Below are 17,956 nucleotides of genomic sequence, written 5' to 3' on the forward strand. Positions count from 1 at the left end.
TACCGTACCCAAATATTGCGCTGAAGATTTCCGTTGGCGTTTGTCCTTGGAAGAGGTATGGTTTTCGAGCCCAGGAACGGACGACGATACCTTCCCAGAATCCCCAGGGTTGTAACTCCTAACTGCCGAAGACTCTCCTCCTATCGCCGACGCCCTGGCACATCGCACTTCGCGCCTGAGGAGGCAATCAGTTATGAACAAGCATTTCGAGGCATTGGCAGTGTCGTGTCTGCTGTTCGCAGGGTTTGGTTTTGCGGGGTCAGGTAACGCGTTGGCACAAGGGCAGGCCGGCGGCACCACGCCACCACCCAAGGTACTGCTCCTGTTGAACGAGGGTCTCAAGCCAGGCCGAGGAGGTAACATGCACGCGAAGACGGAGAGCGCATTTGTCCAGGCATTCTCCGCCGCCAATTGGCAGCAACACTACTTCGGGATGGACGCCCTCTCGGGCAAAGCACGGTCGCTGTTCCTGGTCGGCTACCCCTCCTTTGAGGAATATCAGAAGGATATCGATGCCACCCGGAAGAATCCCACGCTCTCAGCGGCGCTGGACAGCGCAAGCGTGGCGGACGGCGACCTGCTCGATACATTTGAAAACAGCATCTACGCCTTTCGCGAAGATTTAAGCTTGCGGGCTCCAGTCAAGATCGAGGATATGCGTTACATGGATATCTCGGTCTTCCAGATACGCCCCGGCCATCGGAAGGATTGGGAGACGCTGTCCAAGCTGTATGTGAAAGCCTTCGAAAAGATGCCTGATGCACACTGGGCCACCTTCGAGAAGATGTACGGCACGGGCAGCGGGGGAAGATACATCGCGGTCTCCCCGATGAAGTCATTGGCGGAAGTGGACGCGAGTATGAAAGACCAGGAAAAATTCGCATCCGTCGTAAGTGCGGAAGATATGCAGAAAATCAGGGAGCTCACCGCGTCCACGATAGAATCCGTCGAGTCGCACCTTTTTGCCATTAACCCAAAGATAAGCTACCCCCCGGACTCCTGGGTCAAGGGTGCTCCGGATTTCTGGGGCCAGAAGTAACTGCCTCCGTTTCTGTAACATCGGCGGTATCGAATCGGCTGCGGTGGCGGGTGAAGAACGTCCTTCACTCACCATCGTAGCGAAGCGCCGATCCCCTCCTGGCCCCCTTTTCTTCCTTCTCCCTACCCGCCCTTGCGAGTCCTTGCCCGAACCGCTCGGGCAGACGATACTGGATATATACGGGCATCTGCGCCGGCAGACCAGCATTTTTTGGAGAATCCTTTGGCTGTTACCGGAAAAATACGAAAACTGTTCTCCGGACGCGACTTTCCCGCCAGCAGTCCCGTCTCTGTAATTGCCATGTCCGCCACGTCTCTCTCGATCGAGCAGTCGCGCCGTGAAAATGCCCGGGTTGCGCAGGGGCTTCGCCGACAGGATCCCGGCTTGCTGGATCAACTCATCGTCCAGTACCAGCATCGGTTATTTCGCTATCTGCTCTACCTCACGGGCAACCGCGAACTGGCGGAGGACCTCTTCCAGGAAACATGGATGCGAGTCCTCGTCCGTGGCGCACAATTTAAAGGCGAGGCGCGCTTCGATACCTGGCTCTACACCATCGCCAGAAACCTGGTGATCGACGTACGCCGCAAGCGAACCATGGCCAGCCTGGAGGAGCTTTGCGAGGGCAGCGAAGACAACCGCCCTCTGGACATCGCCGCCAGTGATCCAACGCCCTTCGACAACTACCGGAAATTGGAAGACAGCCAGCGCGTTGCCGAGGCCCTGCTTTCCCTGGATCCCCTGCATCGGGAGGTGCTGCTGCTGCGCTTCCATGACGACCTCTCCCTCGATGAGATTGCAAGCGTCACCAGCACACCGCTCTCCACCGTCAAGTCCCGCCTGTATCGCGGGCTGGCTGCCTTGAAACCACACATTGAAGACGCGGAACGCCGGGAGGCGCTTCGATGAGCACGTATCGGCCTGATCCATCGATCGAGAACCCTGGGGAATACACGCCGGACCCGATGCTGATTCAGGCATTGGCTGGACTGAACGCCGACGGGGAAATGCGTACCGCACAAACGACACGGCGGAAAGTCGCTTGCAAGATCTTCTTCGGCCGCGAACGGAACGAAAAGCGGCGGCACAGCCGTGCCCTCGCCATCATGGCGTCGCTGGGAATATTGGTCCTGCTCTCACCAGCTCTCTGGCAAAGCATGGAAAACCTCATCGCCGAGGAGCACTTTGGAAGCTTTGTTACCCAAGTCACCCTGCTCATTCTGCTGCTCTTTACTGCCTTGATTGCCGCGCTTATCGCGAGTTGGAGAAATGGGCCGGAAATACGGCATGGAAAACGCAACAGCTAGCATTGCCGGCATCAACGAATCCGATGAGCGAAAACATTCCAATTCGTGATCCTGAGCCATTCACCTTTAACGAGGAGATGAAGCTCATTCCTCGCTGGTCGATAGCACTGGCAGCCATCGCCTTCGTTGCAACCCAATATCTTTTCTGGGTTGTGCTGCCCGCGCATCAACATCATCCGGGCGGCCCGCCCATTGGGGTTCGCATCTACTTTGCGTTGTCGTGGAGCGCGCTGGCGGCCCTATACATGCTCATGATCGGCTATGTAAGCCGGGACGCTCCGCGGCGCACTATGAGCCGGCGCTTCTGGATCACTATCTGCTGCGTGATGCCCGGCGGAATTGGGGCGGTGCTCTACTTCATGCTGCGCCAGCCCGTGGTGACACATTGCCCCGTCTGCGGCACCGACGTGCAGAGCGACTACCATTACTGCCCGCAATGCGCCCACCAGGTTTCCGCTGCATGCGGAAATTGCTACACAAGCGTGAGCATGACCGATCTGTTCTGCGTACGATGCGGCCACGACCTGGCGAAGGACAACACACCAGCACGGTTGCGCGCCTTTCACTCGTGAGCGCTTCTCTCACCGCAGTTGACCCTGCTTTCCTGCCCTTCCTACACTGGAAGATTGAAACATGATGCCCATCACTGCACTCATTATCGACAATGAACAACTGGCGCGCGACGAGCTCAAATATCTTCTCGACGCAACCGGCGAAGTAGAGATCCTGGCCGAAGGCAGCAACGGATTTGAGGCTGTAGACCTGATACAGACGCATCACCCCGACATCGTCTTCCTCGACGTGCAGATGCCCGGCCTCGATGGCTTTGCCGTGATCAAGAAGCTGCTGGATAAGAAGCCCGCCACGCCCATGCCGCAGATTATCTTTGCGACGGCCTTTGACCAATACGCCGTTCGAGCCTTCGACGTCAACGCAATCGACTATCTGCTAAAGCCGTTTGATCGTGCTCGCGTTTTGCAGGCTCTCACCCGCGCAAGGCAACGCCTGGAGAAACAGCAGCAGGATGATTCTGCGCAGGAGCATCCGGCAACAGCGTCTGCAATTGCCGCGGATCCGCGCCTCAACGCGCTCCTGCGATTGCTGGAACAACAGAAGCTGCCTCCCCGCCCACAGAGCGGCAAGATTGTGCTGCAGACGCAGAATCGTCTGCTTCTGGCGGATCAGGGGGAGATCTGCTTTGCTTCGATTGAGGAAGGTGTGATCTCCGTGGCCACTCGCACACTGGAAGGTCAATCGAAGTGCCGTACGCTGGAAGAGTTGCTGGAACTGCTTGACCCCGAGATATTCTGGCGGGCACATCGCTCCTTTGTCGTGAACATCAATCACATTAAGGAAGTTGTGCCGTGGTTCAAGTCCAGCTATCAGCTACGCATGGATGATCGCAAACAAACCGAGATTCCCGTCAGCCGTACGCAGACTCGCCGCCTGCGCGAACTCTTCAAGCTTTAGGAGAATCTTCTCTCAGTCGTAGCGTTCAAAAATAACCTGCTTCTTATCCCAGCCCAGCGCCAGCAGTTGGTCGCGATTCGCAGAGACCATCTCGTTCAGGCCGCAGATATAGGCGTGGATATCGAAGCCGTTTCTCTCGCCCACGGTATCCGTTGGTGAGGCATGGCACAGCAGGGCGCGCTCTTCCACAATGTGGCGCACATACTGCTGCACATAACCGCGATTGCCCTGCCAGTCCGCGGAGGCACGGCTCAGCGTAGCAACGTAGTGGAAGTTCGGATGTCTCGCGGCGATGGATTCAAAATAGTTCTGGTAGTACAACTCCGTCTCCCAGCGTGTGCCATAGACCATCCAGAACTCTCTTCCTTCGCTGCGATCCTCGCCATCCTCGGGAAAGAGATATTGCGTAAATCCCAGCATCGGCGCAATACCGGTTCCCGTCGCGATAAAGATTCCGTCTGTCAGCGGCTTGCGCAGCAGGAAGAGACCATGCGGTCCATGAAAGTTGACCGTCTCGCACACTTCCATATCGCACACGAGGTTCGAAAAAAATCCTCCCTCCACGCGATTCACGCATAGATCGAATTGATTGCCACGGGGCGCAGAAGCAATTGAGTACGCGCGAGTCTGCATCTTTCCGCCCTGGTCTTGCGCCACAGTGGAGACAAATTGCCCGGGAACGAATTCGAGCGAGCGGAGTTCCTCGACGACAAATGTCAGGTGAAAACATTGCGTACGCTCGGAGAGGCAGATCTTCTCCATGAGGCGGGCGGTGAATAGCTGACGGGCCAAGTTGAGAACCTGCGAAAGATGGATTTACGCCAAGTCAGTATGACGAACCCCCACGCTGCTTGGCAAGCGGCGTAGAGGATGCTCTGCCATTCAATCGTCGCGCGCTCCACTCCCAGTTACCCTCAGGATGGGGCGCGACGCGTGATGCAGCGTGAGAGCGATCAGTCAGCTTAGCCGCCAAGATCGGCTCCGCGAGACTCCTTTCCTACGCTCGTAACGAGAGCAAGCAGCAGCGCAACTACAAGCACGGTCGCGGCGAGAACCCGCCCCAGTCCACCCATCCGCTCCGCCGCGCGCGCCTGCAGCACGCCATTCTTGGAGGTGATGAGGTTGCCTAACTGATACGCCAATCCTGGAAAGGTCGCCCGCACCGGGCCGGGTGAGAGTTCGCTGAGATACGCAGGCACCACTCCCCATGCACCCTGCACAAAGAACTGCATGCAAAACGCCCCCGCAGCGATCCAGTACACCGAATGAGAGAGCGCATAAAGAGGAATCACAGGAAGCGCCAGCAACGCTGCCGCAATAATGGCCCGTTTGCGGCCCCAGCGCTCCGACAATGACCCGAAGAGGATCCCGCCACAGATCGCCCCAATGTTGTAAAGGATGCCGACCACACCAACTACCGAAGGACTAAAGCCAAGGTCCTTCTCAAGAAACGTAGGATACAAATCCTGCGTTCCATGGCTGAAGGCGGTAAACACCGTCATGAGCACAACAAGGGACAGAAAATTCCATCCATACTGACGGAGATTCTGCAGAAAGCCCGTTCGCTTTGCCAGATTCGATCTGGCGTCCTGCCGCGACCATGCAGGCGACTCTTCCACCTTGAAGCCGATGTAAAAGACGAGCACTGCCGGGATAGCTCCTATAAGAAAGAGGCCCCGCCATCCCACAAAGTGAAACAACGCTCCGTAAGCCGCAGCAGCAATCAGATAGCCGGCCGCATATCCCTCCTGCAGCAATCCGGAAAAGAAGCCCCGTCCCTCTTTCGGCAGCGATTCAAAGGCGAGCGCGGCGCCCACGCCCCACTCTCCGCCCATCGCGATTCCGAAGAGAGCGCGAAGCACCAGCAACGCATGCAGAGATGGCGCAAACGCGCAGGCCACCATCAGTCCCGAGTAGCAGACGATATTCAGCATCAGCGTTGGCCGCCGCCCAAAACGATCGGCCAGACGGCCAAAGAGAAATGCACCCACGGGACGAAATGCCAGCGTAAGAAAGATTGCCTCGGCGACCTCCGAGGTCTTGCGGTGGAAGTCCCCGGCAATTGCCGAGAGGCAAAAGACGAGCAGGAAGTAGTCAAAGGCGTCCAACGACCAGCCAAGGAAACACGCGTAGAATGCATGGCGCTGTTGCGCGGTCAGGGACCGGAAGTGCGAGAGAAGTGCCATTGGTAGGAATCTAGGATAGCGGACCAGACTGGAGACTGCTTAAAATCTGCGCGATCCGCAAGAGAATTTCTTGAATGCCTGCCCGAGCACAGTCGCCAGGCAAGGCAGCGGTATCCTTCCTTCATAGGCATAGACTATCTATGCCTATGAAGGATATGCCTGAACCATGATGATGCCTCCCCGCACCTTGACCATGCTGATTCTGCGCGTGCTGCGTTCTGGCCCGCTCCACGGCTATGCGATTGCCCAGCGCATTCACGCGCTATCTGGCGACGTGATAGCTGTCGAAGAAGGTTCGCTCTACCCGGCACTGCAAAAGATGCTGCTGAAAGGCTGGGTAACAGCCGACTGGGGAATCTCCGAGACAAACCGGAAGGTGCGCTTCTACCGCTTGACGCCTGCCGGACGCAAGCAACTCAAGCTCGAACTCTCTGACTACGGCCGCGCAACCGAAGCTATTCAGGCCGTCTTGCATACTGCCTGAAGGCGGCCCGTCGTTTGCGCTGACTTCGGCTGAGAATCAGGGCTGGCCTTCGCGTGCCGCGCCTGGCCTCTCGATCGTGCTGGCGATGCGGGCGACGCGATCATAGGACTGCAGCCGGTCGGCCTCCTCATACGTATCCGTCACGACAATCACCTCATCGGCACCAGTCTCGTTCACAAGCCTTTCCAGCCCCGCCTTCACGGTTGCCTCCGATCCAACAATGGCCGCGCTCAGCTTGCTCTCCACGGCATCGCGCTCCCACTCATGCCATAAGGAATCCATGGAATCCACGGGCGGTAGTAATTCCAGTGGCTGGTTTCGTATCAATTGAAGAAAGCGTTGCTGGGGTGTGGTGAACAGTCGCCGGGCGGCAGCGTCCGTCTCCGCCGCAATCACCTGCACGGCGACTATCAGATATGGCTTTTGCAGGACACTGCCTGGACGGAATAGTTCGCGATACAACTGGGCGGCTGCATACAGATACGCCGGAGCAAAGTGCGCCGCAAATGCGAACGGCAACCCTGACATCCCGGCTAGTTGCGCGCTGAAGCCGCTCGAGCCCAGCAATGTGATTGGGACGTTGCTCCCCTGACCGGGAATCGCCCGAACCGCCTGCCCCGGCCTTCCTGGTCCCAGATAGGTGCGCAACTCCTGCAGCAGCTCAGGAAAGTCATCCCCGCTCTGCCGCAGATCCCGTCGCAGCGCCCGCATGGTGGCAGCATCGCCTCCCGGAGCGCGGCCCAGGCCAAGATCGATACGCCCCGGATACAATGCCTCCAGCGTTCCAAACTCTTCAGCCACCACCAGAGGCGCATGGTTTGGCAGCATTACTCCACCGCTGCCTACTCGAATCCTCTTAGTCGCCGCCGCCACATGCCCGATCAGCAGAGGAGTGGCCGAGCAAGCCAGTCCTGCGATTGCGTGATGCTCCGCCAGCCAAAAGCGCTTGTATCCCAACTCTTCGACGTGCTGCGCCAGGGTCACCGAGCGCGCAATCGCACCGCCGGCAGATTCGTCGTGGCGCATCGCCACAAGATCCAGTACAGAAACAGTCAGTCCCATGAAAGATTGGATGAGCGATGCAGCACGAATGATGCGATCTACTGCGTGAGTTCTGTCTTTGCCCGAGTGGATTTCCCCTTGGATGGGGAGAAATTCACCACGACCTCAACATGCCGGTACGTCGACGGCGAAGCCGCGCTATCCGCAGCGGGAACAATCGCTAGCTCCGCCGAGCCATTCGACAGTGGATGCAGCTCGGCTCCCGTCACCCTAACAATCTTCTCGGTGGTCCGCAGAAAAATCGTCGCCTCGAAGCCAGTGGCGTCTGCCTGGATCACAAGGCGATCTCCCTTATACCTCACATCCGTTATCTTGATTCCCCTGCTCGGTTCCCCGGCGAGCAGCGCGCGCTGCGATACGCCGATGGAGACCCCGCCTTGATAGCGAATGGAGCAGTGCGTCTTTCCATGAGGAATCTGAAGATCCATGACCGCGTGAGAATCCTGGTCATGGCTTTCCAGTGTGGCTCGAACCTGCTTGCCGTTCAGCAATGCCCCTTCCAGCCGGGCTCCCAGCGGGATCTCTGGCGCGAATCGAAGAGCTAGCGGAGCGCCTTCATTTTCCACCGTAAGCTCCAACCCCTCTCTCGTGCTCACGACAGAAAGATCCATGCTCCCATGGGAAAGCCTGACACGATTGACGCGAAGGCTATCCCACTGTGCAGGCAGATGGGGAGAGAATGTCACATGGTTTGTCAGTGCATCGACTTCAAGGCCGAGGAGTCCGTGGACCGACGAGGATAGAAACGCAGCCGAGGACCAGGTTTGCTCCGGCACGGACTCCGTCTGCTGATGATAGAAGTCTCCTGCTAATACCTCGTGCAGATGCCCCAGGGAGTCGAGCGAATTCCACTGGATCAGCGAGCGCCAGATCGGGAAAGCTGTATAGGGCTGATGCTCGGTCCAAAATGCTGACGCGGTGCTTGTGGTGCCAGTCGCCCAGACACTGCCGCTTGCATAGGAATTGGCATTAAAACGTGGAGAGCTGGAGGCGATACTTCTGGTTCCCCAATCCGTCTGGAAATCCGAGGATGCGATCCGACTTAGAACAACATCGCTCTGAGCCTGCTGCAAAATGTGGTGATCGATAAGATGGATGCCTCCAATACCGCCTCCCACAACAGGCTTGCCGGACACAGTGTAGCCATCGATCCAGCGGCTACTGTCTTTCATCCAGTAACGGCCTGCGATGGACTTCCGTGCTCGCTCGCTCACCTGTCTTGCTTCCGCAGCTTCCGCCGCATGCCCGGCAACTTCAGCAAGCTGCGCAAAGGACTCGGAAGCCTCAACCCAACTGAGCGACAATCCTAACTCGTCGGTCAGTCGATCCTGCTCATTGCTCCCTTCCTTGCTGGATGGAATTCGTGGGAGACTATCTGCCGACTTAGAGAGCGACTTGCAATAGTCATATGCAGATTGCAGCGAGGACCAATGATCGATAACAAATTGCTTATCGCCACTCGTGGAGAGGTATCGCGCCACAGTACTCAGATACTGGAACGTAATGTCCACGTGAACAAACATATACGGATACTGATTCACCCAATCGAGAAAGCTCGCGCTTTGCGATAGCTCATGCCAGATCATGCCCGTCTTGCGGTCCTGATATTTGTCGATGAACAGCAGGGCTTCCCTGGCGCGGTCATATTGGCCGGAAGATAACAGCCCGTCAATCGCGATAAGTCCATCCCCTGCGAAGAACCACTCATATTGCGGACGGCGCGCGTCTCTTGAGGGTCCATACCCGGCCACCAGGCCACAACCCAGATATGGATTGCACACCCATGACTGGTCAAGAGCAATTCCAGCCCACGCCAGCGCACGGTTTACGTTCTCATCCGGCGTGATGATCTCGAGCGAGTTGGACTCCAATGCGGCATAGTGCGCATGCGCTTCGCGCTCCAGATCTTCTCGGGCCGTAAGCAGCTTCTGCATTACATTTGCAGGCTCGGACGCGGATGGATCGAGAAGGCTGACCACCACGGTTGCTGATCGAGGACCGCTACTCCCTCCGGCGCGCATCGTAAATGCGAAGCGCTTTTCGCCCGACCCTGGCTGCGCACTATTCACAGGCTCATCGTGTGAAATAGTATCGGAAGAGCCGACAAACGCGGAGAATCGGCGGGACGGCTCGGATAGTACATATGCAGCGGTATTCCAGCTCGTGCTCTGTCCTCCGATCGACGCGGGCCACATAAGATCTAGAACTGGAGTGAAGTGAACGACGATATCGACCGCGTGCTGGCTATCGATGGTGTAAGTGAGAATGGCTGCTGCCTGATTCAGCGGGACGAACAATCTCTCTCGAACGATGAAGTCAGAACCTATATAGGTCCTTGTAACTGCCTCCGCTTCATAACTTATCTTTCTCAACAAGGCCGCGCCGTCAATTTCCGTCGTCGAACCTTGACTGCGAAATCCGACCTGGTATCCGTTGACGATCTGCAACGGGTAACCCCATACTTCGAGACCATGCGTAGCATAGCCCTGGATCAGGGAGCGGCGTCCATGAACCGCCAGAAAACGCTGAGGTCCGATGGCATCGGTTTCGGCAAAAAGCTGTTTCGCCTCATCATGTTTCCCCTCATCTATGGAACGATCCATCTCCGCCGCAGCCAGACGGCCATGGAGGCAAAGGGAGAGATACAGCACCAGAAGTAAAACCGAACGATACAGCCTCTCACCGGACAAGCGCGATAGCCTTCTCTTCCTCGCAACATGGTTGCGGATATTGCTCCCACTGCAGTTACAAAATGAATCAATTCTCCTGAAAGAGTGGAACTGCGGACATGTCGTCGTCTAACCCTTCCAGCAGCGACGCTATATCGCGGGAAATCGCCAACATGGTTTTATCGCGATGGTAAGGAGTAGGCTCCTCTGCAGGAACTGCAGAATCGATAAGCTTCTCGAGCTCGGGACGTGGCGGCGGGGTACATTCTTTTTCCCCAAACTGAACGATCAAGCAATCGGCCATGCGATTCAGAATGATTGCACAGTTCTGCTGAAAACGATGCTCCACATCGCGGACAGGTTCTGACATCTCGCCGTGCAAGCCAAAGATCCGGAACTGCACGAGAGGAATTTCCAGCAGATAGAATGTGCGTAGTTGGGCCTGCCAGCGATGTATCTTCTGTTGCGCAATCAAGTGTGGCGCGCGCATCGCGCCCGTCTCAAATGGAACCGCATCCGCCTGCGCATTCACAATCGTGAAGTTCTGGTAGATCTGATCGCGCAATCTGCGAAGCCGTGCCAGCGACTTCGGATCGTTTGCCTCTCCTGGTTTGACAACCAATTGAGCCAGGAGGCGCAAATTCTCCACGAAGACCTCGATCATGCGTTGCGCGGCCGGCTTTGGATGGAAGCGCTCAAATACCAGCCACATCACGAAGATGCCCAGCAGAACACCGACGGCGCGATCACGTGCGATCCCGAGCGAGGTCTGGATCGTAAACTCGTTCAGGTTAACGAGGAAATAGGCAAATGCTATCTGAAGGCCGCAGTAAGAAAGACGTGGGCTTGAAGTAGCAACCCAGGCTGCAATACCGGTAATAGCAGCAAATAGCATGCTAAAGCCAAAGATGGAATCGATGTATGGGAGTATAAATACCTGCGCACCCATACTAAAGATAAAGCCACCAATGAGGGCACCGACAATACGCAGGAGCTGCTTCTGCCGAGAGGAGCCGATGTCGGACAGCGCTGTCAACAGGCAAGTCACAATTGCGGTGGAGAGATTGCGCCACGCCAGCGACACATAGAGGATGTAGCAGATCATGGCGGCAAGGCATCCGGTCAGGGCAAACTTGATGTACTCAGGATTTTGAAAGGCATCATCCACAAAGATGCCCTTCTTCTGCGTAGTCGGCTCGTGCCCCGACTCCTGATAAGGCTCCAGCGAAATCGACCCCTCGAAGACTCGCGGGATAAGAGAGACCATTCTTTCCAAGTCAGGGAGCAAACGAAGCGCCGACGAGGCGTTTCGGGGCACGCTCCATGTTTCCGGCTTGCACTTGGTAACAATGCACTCCCGGATCCTGGCAATATGCGCCGCGAGCTGGCGGATGCGCTGCCTCTCCTCGGTTGAAAGCTCTACCTTTTGCTGGGCAATTACAGCGGCAAGATCGATGGAACGGGCGGTGAGCGAAACTACCGCCATCATCTGTACTCGATAGAGTGAGTCGTAGTCTGAACGCGTGAGCCGCCTCCGCAATGACCCAGCGCCCACGAGCGCAAGCTGTGCAACCCTGCGTTCTATATCGTGGGATACGGGCTCATTGTTCGCATAGCTCAACAAGAGGCTCTCCATCGCGCTCCAGCGCGTTGAGAGGCCAGACAGCACCTCATCCTGCTTGTTGAAGGCATGAAAGACGGCCTCCACTGCAAAGGTCACGAGCGCGCCAACAGCCGGAACTAAAGTTGCCCACAGCGTGAGTTCCAGGTTGGTCTCCGCCGGACCAGGCAGATACCAGATGGCAGACGCGTTCGTTCCGACGGTGACCAAGGCAACAGCCACGTTGAAATCACGCAGCGCGCGAAGGAGGAAAAACATGATGAACAGGCTCACCGCTTCCCATGCAAAGTGCGTGAGCGGGGTGGACGCAAACATCCTGGCGCCGATGGGAATAAAGGCCGCACCGGCTGCGAATGAGAGAACAACGACCAGTGCGGAGCGAGCGCTTGAGAGCAGATTTTCACGCGAGATAACAAAGGCGTACAGCGGACCTATGGAGCCGCCTGGCAGACGGAAGGTCATGATCAGGATCATGGTGATGGTCGCGGAGATCACCATGCGGGCCACGATCGTTCCGCGCCCGGGATAGGGCGCGAGTTCTTTTTTTAAGAAGTCGACGAACCAGTCGGCATAGGAACTCGTCCCGCGAAGATTGGTCGCAGTGGTCGCCATTGCTTACCTCTTCGCGGTCAACGAAGGTTCACCATGAATCACCACCACGGCAGATTCACCGAGTCGAAACAGCTCGTCGGACTTCGCCTTGATCCGCACGCGAACTGGAAAACGGGAAGCCAGGTGTACCCAGTTAAGCGTCCGCTGGACGTCTGGCAGCCCCTGCGAGAAGCGGCCCACAATGTCCGCGTCGGGCGCCACACCGAATCCGACGCTATCCACTACCGCATCAAAGCGTACATTGGGCCTGGACATGACATAGACATACGCCGGCATTCCAGGCCGGATGTGCCGTATCTGCGTCTCCCGAAAGTTCGCCATCACCCACCAGGTCCGCGTGTCAATCAGCGTGAAAATTTGCTGACCAGCATGCGCGTATGCGCCTTCCGATATCGTCAGATTGGTGACGCGTGCATCAAAGGGCGCGTATATATTGCAATGGTCGAGATCATATTGTGCAGTATCGATCGCAGAGCTTTTCCCAGAGCGCTGCGCGGTCAGCGGATCCAGCGTGGTAACGCTGCTCGATGCCTGGTGCACCTGCTGGTGGCTCTGTTCCAGCATTGCGGATGCCTGCTTATACAGAGCATTCGCTGACTCAAGCCTGGCGCCAGACAAGGCCAGCTGCGAACGTGCCTGCTGCACAGCCTGTTGCCGGGTAGCTACCAGCGTACGCGCCTGGTCTATCTGATCTACAGTTACAAATTGCTTGGCAAGCAGAGGCTCCAGGCGATGAAGATTGTTACCGGCATACGTGAGCTCTGCCTCGGCACGCGCCAGCGCCGCCTTGGAGTTCGCCACATCCGCCTTTGCCTCATCCACCGCGGCAGCGGCTCGGGCCACGTTGGCATCAGAGCTTCGCGCATTGGCCTGCGCCACGTTCACACCACTCTTCAGTGCCGCGATTCTAAGGCTTTCATCGGTAATCTGGCCCTCAAGGGAAGCCTTCGCGGACTTCGCACTGGCAAGCGCATACGCGTAGGGGCGCGAATCAATCTCGAACAACAGGTCACCCTGTTTTACAGCCTGATTATCCGCGACATTCAGCTTCATGATGGGCCCGTTCACGACGGGCGCGATACCGATAAAATTCGCAAAAACTTCGGCATCGTCAGTCCGCGGATTTTCTGTCGTCTGCAACACAACCAACAGTCCCGTGATAGCTGCACACAGAATGATCGCAACGCTCAGGATGCGACCGATACGACGACGGGTCTCTGGAGTGGCGTTCAATGTCATAATCCTTGATTAAAAAAGACCAGCCATAGGGTGAAGGCGAAGAACAGGGCGAGGCAAGGATAGACAACGATCGACCACTCGATCTCCTTATCCAGCTCAACGCGCGCCAGCAGCCAATGGACTACGACGGCCAGTAATATCCCTGCCACAATACAGAGCAGCCACGCGGGGAAAAACGATCCCAGGATGTTGAAGGATGGCGCACGGCCGCATCCGCTAAGCATAATAAGGCTGCCAATGCCTGCAAACGCTGCCAACCTTCTTGAAGAGGATTGCACGAGTCAGCTTACCTTTCTTGGTTCTTTCTTCCGAATCAGGGGGTCGGCCTCGACGGCGTCTGAACAAGATCGCCCGTGCGGAAAGCCAAGTTCGCTAACTGCAACAAGAGTTGCGTACGGGTATAAATATCTACCGAGCTGGCCTGGGCCAGGACTTTCTGGGCCGAGACTACATCAAGAAGATTTCGAACACCATACTGATACGATTCCCGCGCCGCGGCGTACGACTGGCTGGCGGAGGCAAGGAGAGCCTGCGCCGCTTGCCGCTGCCGCTGCGCAGTTTTGACATTGGAATACGCAGCCCAGACCTCGTTGGCGATTCCATCCCGCAGTGTATCCACTTCGGCCTGCGCGGCCCGTTTTTCCGCCGCGGCCTGGGCTATCTCATGTTCCCTTCGCCCGCCGTCAAAAACGGTCCACTTTAGTCCCAGGCTAACGTTCCATGTCTCACCGCTGACATATCCTGGAGGCAGATCAGCCTGCTGGCCAAACTGGCGCTGCAAACCGCCGCTTCCTGAAAAACCGAGTGTCGGGAAATATGCTGAGCGCGCCTGCCTGGTACCCGCTTCCGCCGCCCGCAACCTGGCCACCTGTACCTTGAAGTCGGGACGCTGCTGAAAGGCACGATCTACGGCCTTATCCACTGAATCCATCAAATCGAGCGGAGCGGAAAGATCCTCAATATTCTGAACCTGAATGGGGGTCTCCGGCGGCAGCCCGAGAACCGTGGCCAGATCTCCGCGCGCGATCTCTTCGGCTCCGAGTACCGCCTGCAGGTCATACTCTGCCTGTGCTGTTGCCGCCTCCGCCTCCAGAGCATCCGGCTTGGTTGCCAGGCCGTGGGTGAGCCGGTCTTCCGTGTCTTCCTGCACCGCCCGCGCATTCTTGAGGCTAGCCTCGGCTGCGCTCTGCTGGCCCAACTCATTCAGCAGCCGATAGTAGGCAGCGGCTACTTGAAAGATGATCTTCCGGTGCGTGTCGTTAAAGGCGAAGTCGGCACCCATAAGGTTCGCCTTCGCCGCATCGATTGCGCCGCCTCTCTCCCCAAAATCGAAGATCAGATACTCAAGATGAAGCTGCGGCTCAAAGACCCCATAAGTCTGCCGAAAGAAATCCGAGCCGAAGAGGATTCTCACCCGCGATGTATTCGCCACAGCCGTAGCTGCAATCGTTGGATATAAAGCGCTGCGTGCCACACCCAGAGCGGCTGCCCTTGTTTTCGCAATCTGCCAGGCCACACGCGTCTCAGGATTGTGCTGCTCCGCGAGATCGATTAACTCCGGCAGGGTGTAAACCTTTGCAGTATCCACGGTGAAAGGCGGGTTTGCCGGTGGCGCCAAATCGCGCGCAATGCTTTGCTCTGCCTTGGAATGCCACACTTTACTCGAGGATGGAGGGACACCTTGCGCAAGGAGCGGTATGGTCCCCAGAGAAACGACAAAGAGGAGCATCGCGGCTCTATGAAAGGATTTACCCATTTGAGCTAAGGGCAGACGAATGCCGCCGAAAGTTGAACCAGGGTGGGCCAGAACGTTCTCGAACGGATGGTGCATGGTGCGATCAGAGGTGGAACTGGAAGGTGGGCGCTGCTTCGTGCTCAGAGAAACTGGATCAGGTTCTACTTGTCTAGAGCCTCTGCTATAAGGTCTATGGGTGCAGGAGTGAAAGCCGAAAAACCGGATAAACCACACGGCTCGCTTCAACTGAAACATACCCGAAAATCCTCGCTCCTGACTCCCGGTATTCAGAACAATTCACTCCCGGTGCTCCCACCATTCCAAAGACTCATGAACCTAGTTTAACAGACGGCCATGAGCCTCCTGGCAGGAGCAGCCGGGAGGCTCCGCTCAGTCGCGAACAAGCTCCACGTCAATCGTAATCTTCACCTCATCACCGACCAGAACTCCGCCCGTTTCGAGAGCCGAATTCCATGTCAACCCGAAATCCTTCCGGTTCAGCTTTGTCGTTGCGGATGCCCCAAAGCGCATCTTTCCCCAAGGATCTTTGATCTCGGCAGTAGGGCCTTCCACGTCGAGCGTAATTTCGCGGGTTACGCCATGTATGGTCAGATCGCCTACTATTTTTCCTCCACCTGAATGCGGCTCGATCTTCTTGCTGCGGAAGTTCAGTGTCGGAAACTTCTCTACATCCAGAAAGTCGGGGCTCTTCAGATGGCCGTCGCGCTGCTCATCTCGAGTGTTGATGGAGGTAGCATCGATCGCCACTTCAATCGTGGTGTTCGCAGGAGCATCCGAATCGTACTTGACGGTTCCGGAAAGCTTCGTAAATTCACCACGCACGTTCGAAAGCATCATATGACGTACGCTGAAGTGAATCGAAGAATGTGTGGGATCAATCTGATAGGTTACCAGCGACATAGTCTTAAGCTCCTTTTCTTCTTGTCCTGATACTTCAATCCGGTTCGTTGCAGAGATAGGTGCCACCGATGCAGGCGCATCAGCCTTGGGGAACTGAGCTGCCCGGTCATTTTGCCCCCGGGTAACTCCTCCTGAGGCTCTCAACCTACTCCTAGCCCAAGTTTTAAGTCAACCATCGGCGAATGAATATCATGGGCTCGCCCCGGAAGCTGGCCGCAAGCTCGAGGGCTGATGCACGAATTCATTCCACAAAAGCGTTGCGGGGGTAGCCCTCTACTCCGCGAACAGTGAGAGTTGAGGGGGAGAGGAGCGACTTCGCCTTGGCGCGCGCGGGGCGTGGCCCTGAACCGTGCGGCCATCCAGAGAGGCTGAGATGGCACGCTCATGGGCGATAGCGGCGCTGAAATCCGCCAGTGGCTCGCGCTGCTCTTCCACCGTTCGCGTCAGGGCGTCAAGCCGCCGCAAACCCTCCCGCTTCTCGGTAAAATCCAGGCGTGACGCGTCGAGCGCCCCGCGCAGGACTGCAATGGATTCGTCATAAGTTTTGAGCGGCACAGGAAAGGGGTGGCCGTCCTTACCGCCATGCGCAAAGGAGAAGCGTGCCGGGTCTGAAAAGCGGCTCGCCGCGCCGTGTACCACCTCGGCGATCAGAGCAAGCGACTGGAGGGTCCGAGGACCCAGCCCCTCCACCAGCAGAAGAGAAGCGAAGTCGCGCAGAGGCTGTTCATGCGCCACGGCGAGCACGGCACCCAGGCGCTTGAGATCCACATCCTCCGGACGAACATCGTGGTGCATCGGCATCGTGAGCCTGCGGGCCTCCGCAAGGGACGACTCGACCGGCTGCTGGACGATGTTCAGCAAAGCCTGCTGGGCGCTCAGGGCGCGTGCATCCACCAGATTCAGGATGACTCCCTGGGGCCTGCCAAGAATGGCTGTGTGTGGATTCGATGTGAAATCGCGAACTGCAGGCGAATGCCAGTGGTAACGGCGTGCAAGGCGACTGTCCGGATTCATACCCTGCTGCACCACCGCCCACTCTCCCGACGTGCTGGCGACAAAGGAGTGAAGATAGAGCTGAAACCCGTCACCAACGGCATTGTTATCCACGCGGGCAGTCAGGCGACTGGTGCGCGCAAGTGCATCGCCATCAAGCCCGACACGACTGGAAAAGGCGCGTAACTCATCCGGAGTGCGACGGGAGTGACGCCCTCGCCCGCCACACACGTAGATACCCAGATCGGAGGCGCGCGGATTCAGCCCACGCTTCAGCGCGCCCATCACGGAAGTCGTAATGCCGGAGGAGTGCCAATCCATGCCCATGACGCAGCCCAGGGCCTGAAACCAGAAGGGATCGCTCAGACGAGTAAGAAACCCCGAAGACCCGTAGGAAGCGATGATGTGCTCGACAATCACCGTGCCAAGCCGGGTCATGCGCTCGCCGAGCCATGCGGGAACACGTCCTCCGTGCAGGGGAAGATCGGCAGTGCCGGAACGCTTCATACTTCTATTCTGATCGCGCAGGGGCGTCTGGGGAAGCGGCCGGAGAATCGCACCCTTCGCGCGGGGAAACGAGCCTCATGCGTGCCCAGTTCTGCAATCCGTGCCGTCAGG

16 protein-coding genes are annotated in these 17,956 nt (G+C 57.4%); 6 read left to right on the forward strand and 10 right to left on the reverse strand.

The genetic code is table 11. From position 1 onward, the window contains the following. Positions 1-193 precede the first annotated feature (193 nt). The 5 genes from VM554_13980 (at position 194) to VM554_14000 (ending at position 3,816) form a co-directional block, all read left to right on the forward strand. Positions 194-1,039, forward strand: a complete 846-nt coding sequence (locus VM554_13980; GenBank protein ID HVJ09483.1) for a hypothetical protein — start codon at positions 194-196, stop codon at positions 1,037-1,039. Positions 1,040-1,261: 222 nt separating this feature from the next. Next, positions 1,262-1,948 (forward strand): RNA polymerase sigma factor, encoded by a 687-nt coding sequence (locus VM554_13985; protein HVJ09484.1) that lies wholly within the window; start codon positions 1,262-1,264, stop codon positions 1,946-1,948. Then, positions 1,945-2,346, forward strand: coding sequence for a hypothetical protein (locus tag VM554_13990; GenBank protein HVJ09485.1), 402 nt, complete (start codon positions 1,945-1,947; stop codon positions 2,344-2,346). The genes VM554_13985 and VM554_13990 overlap by 4 nt, the downstream gene beginning before the upstream one ends. Before the next feature lie 23 nt (positions 2,347-2,369). After that, positions 2,370-2,918 carry a zinc ribbon domain-containing protein gene (locus VM554_13995; GenBank protein HVJ09486.1) on the forward strand — a complete coding sequence of 183 codons (549 nt, stop codon included), beginning with the start codon at positions 2,370-2,372 and terminating at the stop codon, positions 2,916-2,918. 61 nt (positions 2,919-2,979) lie between these two features. Next, positions 2,980-3,816, forward strand: a complete 837-nt coding sequence (locus VM554_14000; protein HVJ09487.1) for a response regulator — start codon at positions 2,980-2,982, stop codon at positions 3,814-3,816. A gap of 12 nt (positions 3,817-3,828) precedes the next feature. Here VM554_14000 and VM554_14005 read toward each other — a convergent pair whose 3' ends face one another. Together VM554_14005 and VM554_14010 are read right to left on the reverse strand one after the other, a co-directional pair. After that, positions 3,829-4,608 carry an FAD-dependent oxidoreductase gene (locus tag VM554_14005; protein ID HVJ09488.1) on the reverse strand — a complete coding sequence of 260 codons (780 nt, stop codon included), beginning with the start codon at positions 4,606-4,608 and terminating at the stop codon, positions 3,829-3,831. Between the two features lie 170 nt (positions 4,609-4,778). Continuing rightward, a complete protein-coding gene (locus VM554_14010) occupies positions 4,779-6,002 on the reverse strand; it encodes an MFS transporter (protein HVJ09489.1) in 1,224 nt (407 codons plus the stop codon). A 166-nt stretch (positions 6,003-6,168) separates the two neighbouring features. Here VM554_14010 and VM554_14015 point away from each other — a divergent pair, with 166 nt between their 5' ends. Continuing rightward, entirely contained in the window at positions 6,169-6,486 is a 318-nt protein-coding gene (locus VM554_14015) for a PadR family transcriptional regulator (GenBank protein ID HVJ09490.1), read from the forward strand. A 36-nt stretch (positions 6,487-6,522) separates the two neighbouring features. Here the strand turns inward: VM554_14015 and VM554_14020 are convergent, their stop codons facing one another. The 8 genes from VM554_14020 to VM554_14055 all read right to left on the reverse strand — a co-directional run bounded on the left by VM554_14020 (position 6,523) and on the right by VM554_14055 (position 17,845). Continuing rightward, entirely contained in the window at positions 6,523-7,548 is a 1,026-nt protein-coding gene (locus VM554_14020; GenBank protein HVJ09491.1) for an LLM class flavin-dependent oxidoreductase, read from the reverse strand. A gap of 38 nt (positions 7,549-7,586) precedes the next feature. Next, positions 7,587-10,238, reverse strand: coding sequence for a hypothetical protein (locus VM554_14025; protein ID HVJ09492.1), 2,652 nt, complete (start codon positions 10,236-10,238; stop codon positions 7,587-7,589). A 67-nt stretch (positions 10,239-10,305) separates the two neighbouring features. Next, positions 10,306-12,450 (reverse strand): FUSC family protein, encoded by a 2,145-nt coding sequence (locus VM554_14030; GenBank protein ID HVJ09493.1) that lies wholly within the window; start codon positions 12,448-12,450, stop codon positions 10,306-10,308. 3 nt (positions 12,451-12,453) lie between these two features. Continuing rightward, positions 12,454-13,689: a biotin/lipoyl-binding protein gene (locus VM554_14035; protein HVJ09494.1), complete on the reverse strand. Its 1,236-nt coding sequence runs from the start codon at positions 13,687-13,689 to the stop codon at positions 12,454-12,456. Continuing rightward, entirely contained in the window at positions 13,686-13,946 is a 261-nt protein-coding gene (locus VM554_14040; protein HVJ09495.1) for a YtcA family lipoprotein, read from the reverse strand. The genes VM554_14035 and VM554_14040 overlap by 4 nt, the downstream gene beginning before the upstream one ends. 56 nt (positions 13,947-14,002) lie before the next feature. Further along, the gene (locus VM554_14045) at positions 14,003-15,418 is read right to left on the reverse strand and encodes a TolC family protein (protein ID HVJ09496.1); all 1,416 of its coding nucleotides are present in this window, start codon (positions 15,416-15,418) and stop codon (positions 14,003-14,005) included. A gap of 396 nt (positions 15,419-15,814) precedes the next feature. Then, positions 15,815-16,345, reverse strand: coding sequence for a YceI family protein (locus VM554_14050; GenBank protein HVJ09497.1), 531 nt, complete (start codon positions 16,343-16,345; stop codon positions 15,815-15,817). A 273-nt stretch (positions 16,346-16,618) separates the two neighbouring features. Continuing rightward, complete coding sequence (locus VM554_14055) at positions 16,619-17,845, reverse strand: DUF763 domain-containing protein (protein HVJ09498.1); 1,227 nt, start codon at positions 17,843-17,845, stop codon at positions 16,619-16,621. Between the last annotated feature and the right edge of the window lie 111 nt (positions 17,846-17,956).

It is taken from the genome of Acidisarcina sp., from assembly GCA_035539175.1.
Classification (GTDB): domain Bacteria; phylum Acidobacteriota; class Terriglobia; order Terriglobales; family Acidobacteriaceae; genus JANXZS01.

Coding starts and splice junctions, on each gene's coding strand:
- VM554_14000 (HVJ09487.1), top strand. CDS start 2,980: ATGATGCCCATCACTGCACTCATTATCGACAATGAACAACTGGCGCGC.
- VM554_14020 (HVJ09491.1), bottom strand. CDS start 7,548: ATGGGACTGACTGTTTCTGTACTGGATCTTGTGGCGATGCGCCACGAC.
- VM554_14055 (HVJ09498.1), bottom strand. CDS start 17,845: ATGAAGCGTTCCGGCACTGCCGATCTTCCCCTGCACGGAGGACGTGTT.
- VM554_14035 (HVJ09494.1), bottom strand. CDS start 13,689: ATGACATTGAACGCCACTCCAGAGACCCGTCGTCGTATCGGTCGCATC.
- VM554_13995 (HVJ09486.1), top strand. CDS start 2,370: ATGAGCGAAAACATTCCAATTCGTGATCCTGAGCCATTCACCTTTAAC.
- VM554_14030 (HVJ09493.1), bottom strand. CDS start 12,450: ATGGCGACCACTGCGACCAATCTTCGCGGGACGAGTTCCTATGCCGAC.
- VM554_13990 (HVJ09485.1), top strand. CDS start 1,945: ATGAGCACGTATCGGCCTGATCCATCGATCGAGAACCCTGGGGAATAC.
- VM554_13980 (HVJ09483.1), top strand. CDS start 194: ATGAACAAGCATTTCGAGGCATTGGCAGTGTCGTGTCTGCTGTTCGCA.
- VM554_14010 (HVJ09489.1), bottom strand. CDS start 6,002: ATGGCACTTCTCTCGCACTTCCGGTCCCTGACCGCGCAACAGCGCCAT.
- VM554_14045 (HVJ09496.1), bottom strand. CDS start 15,418: ATGCTCCTCTTTGTCGTTTCTCTGGGGACCATACCGCTCCTTGCGCAA.
- VM554_14015 (HVJ09490.1), top strand. CDS start 6,169: ATGATGATGCCTCCCCGCACCTTGACCATGCTGATTCTGCGCGTGCTG.
- VM554_14050 (HVJ09497.1), bottom strand. CDS start 16,345: ATGTCGCTGGTAACCTATCAGATTGATCCCACACATTCTTCGATTCAC.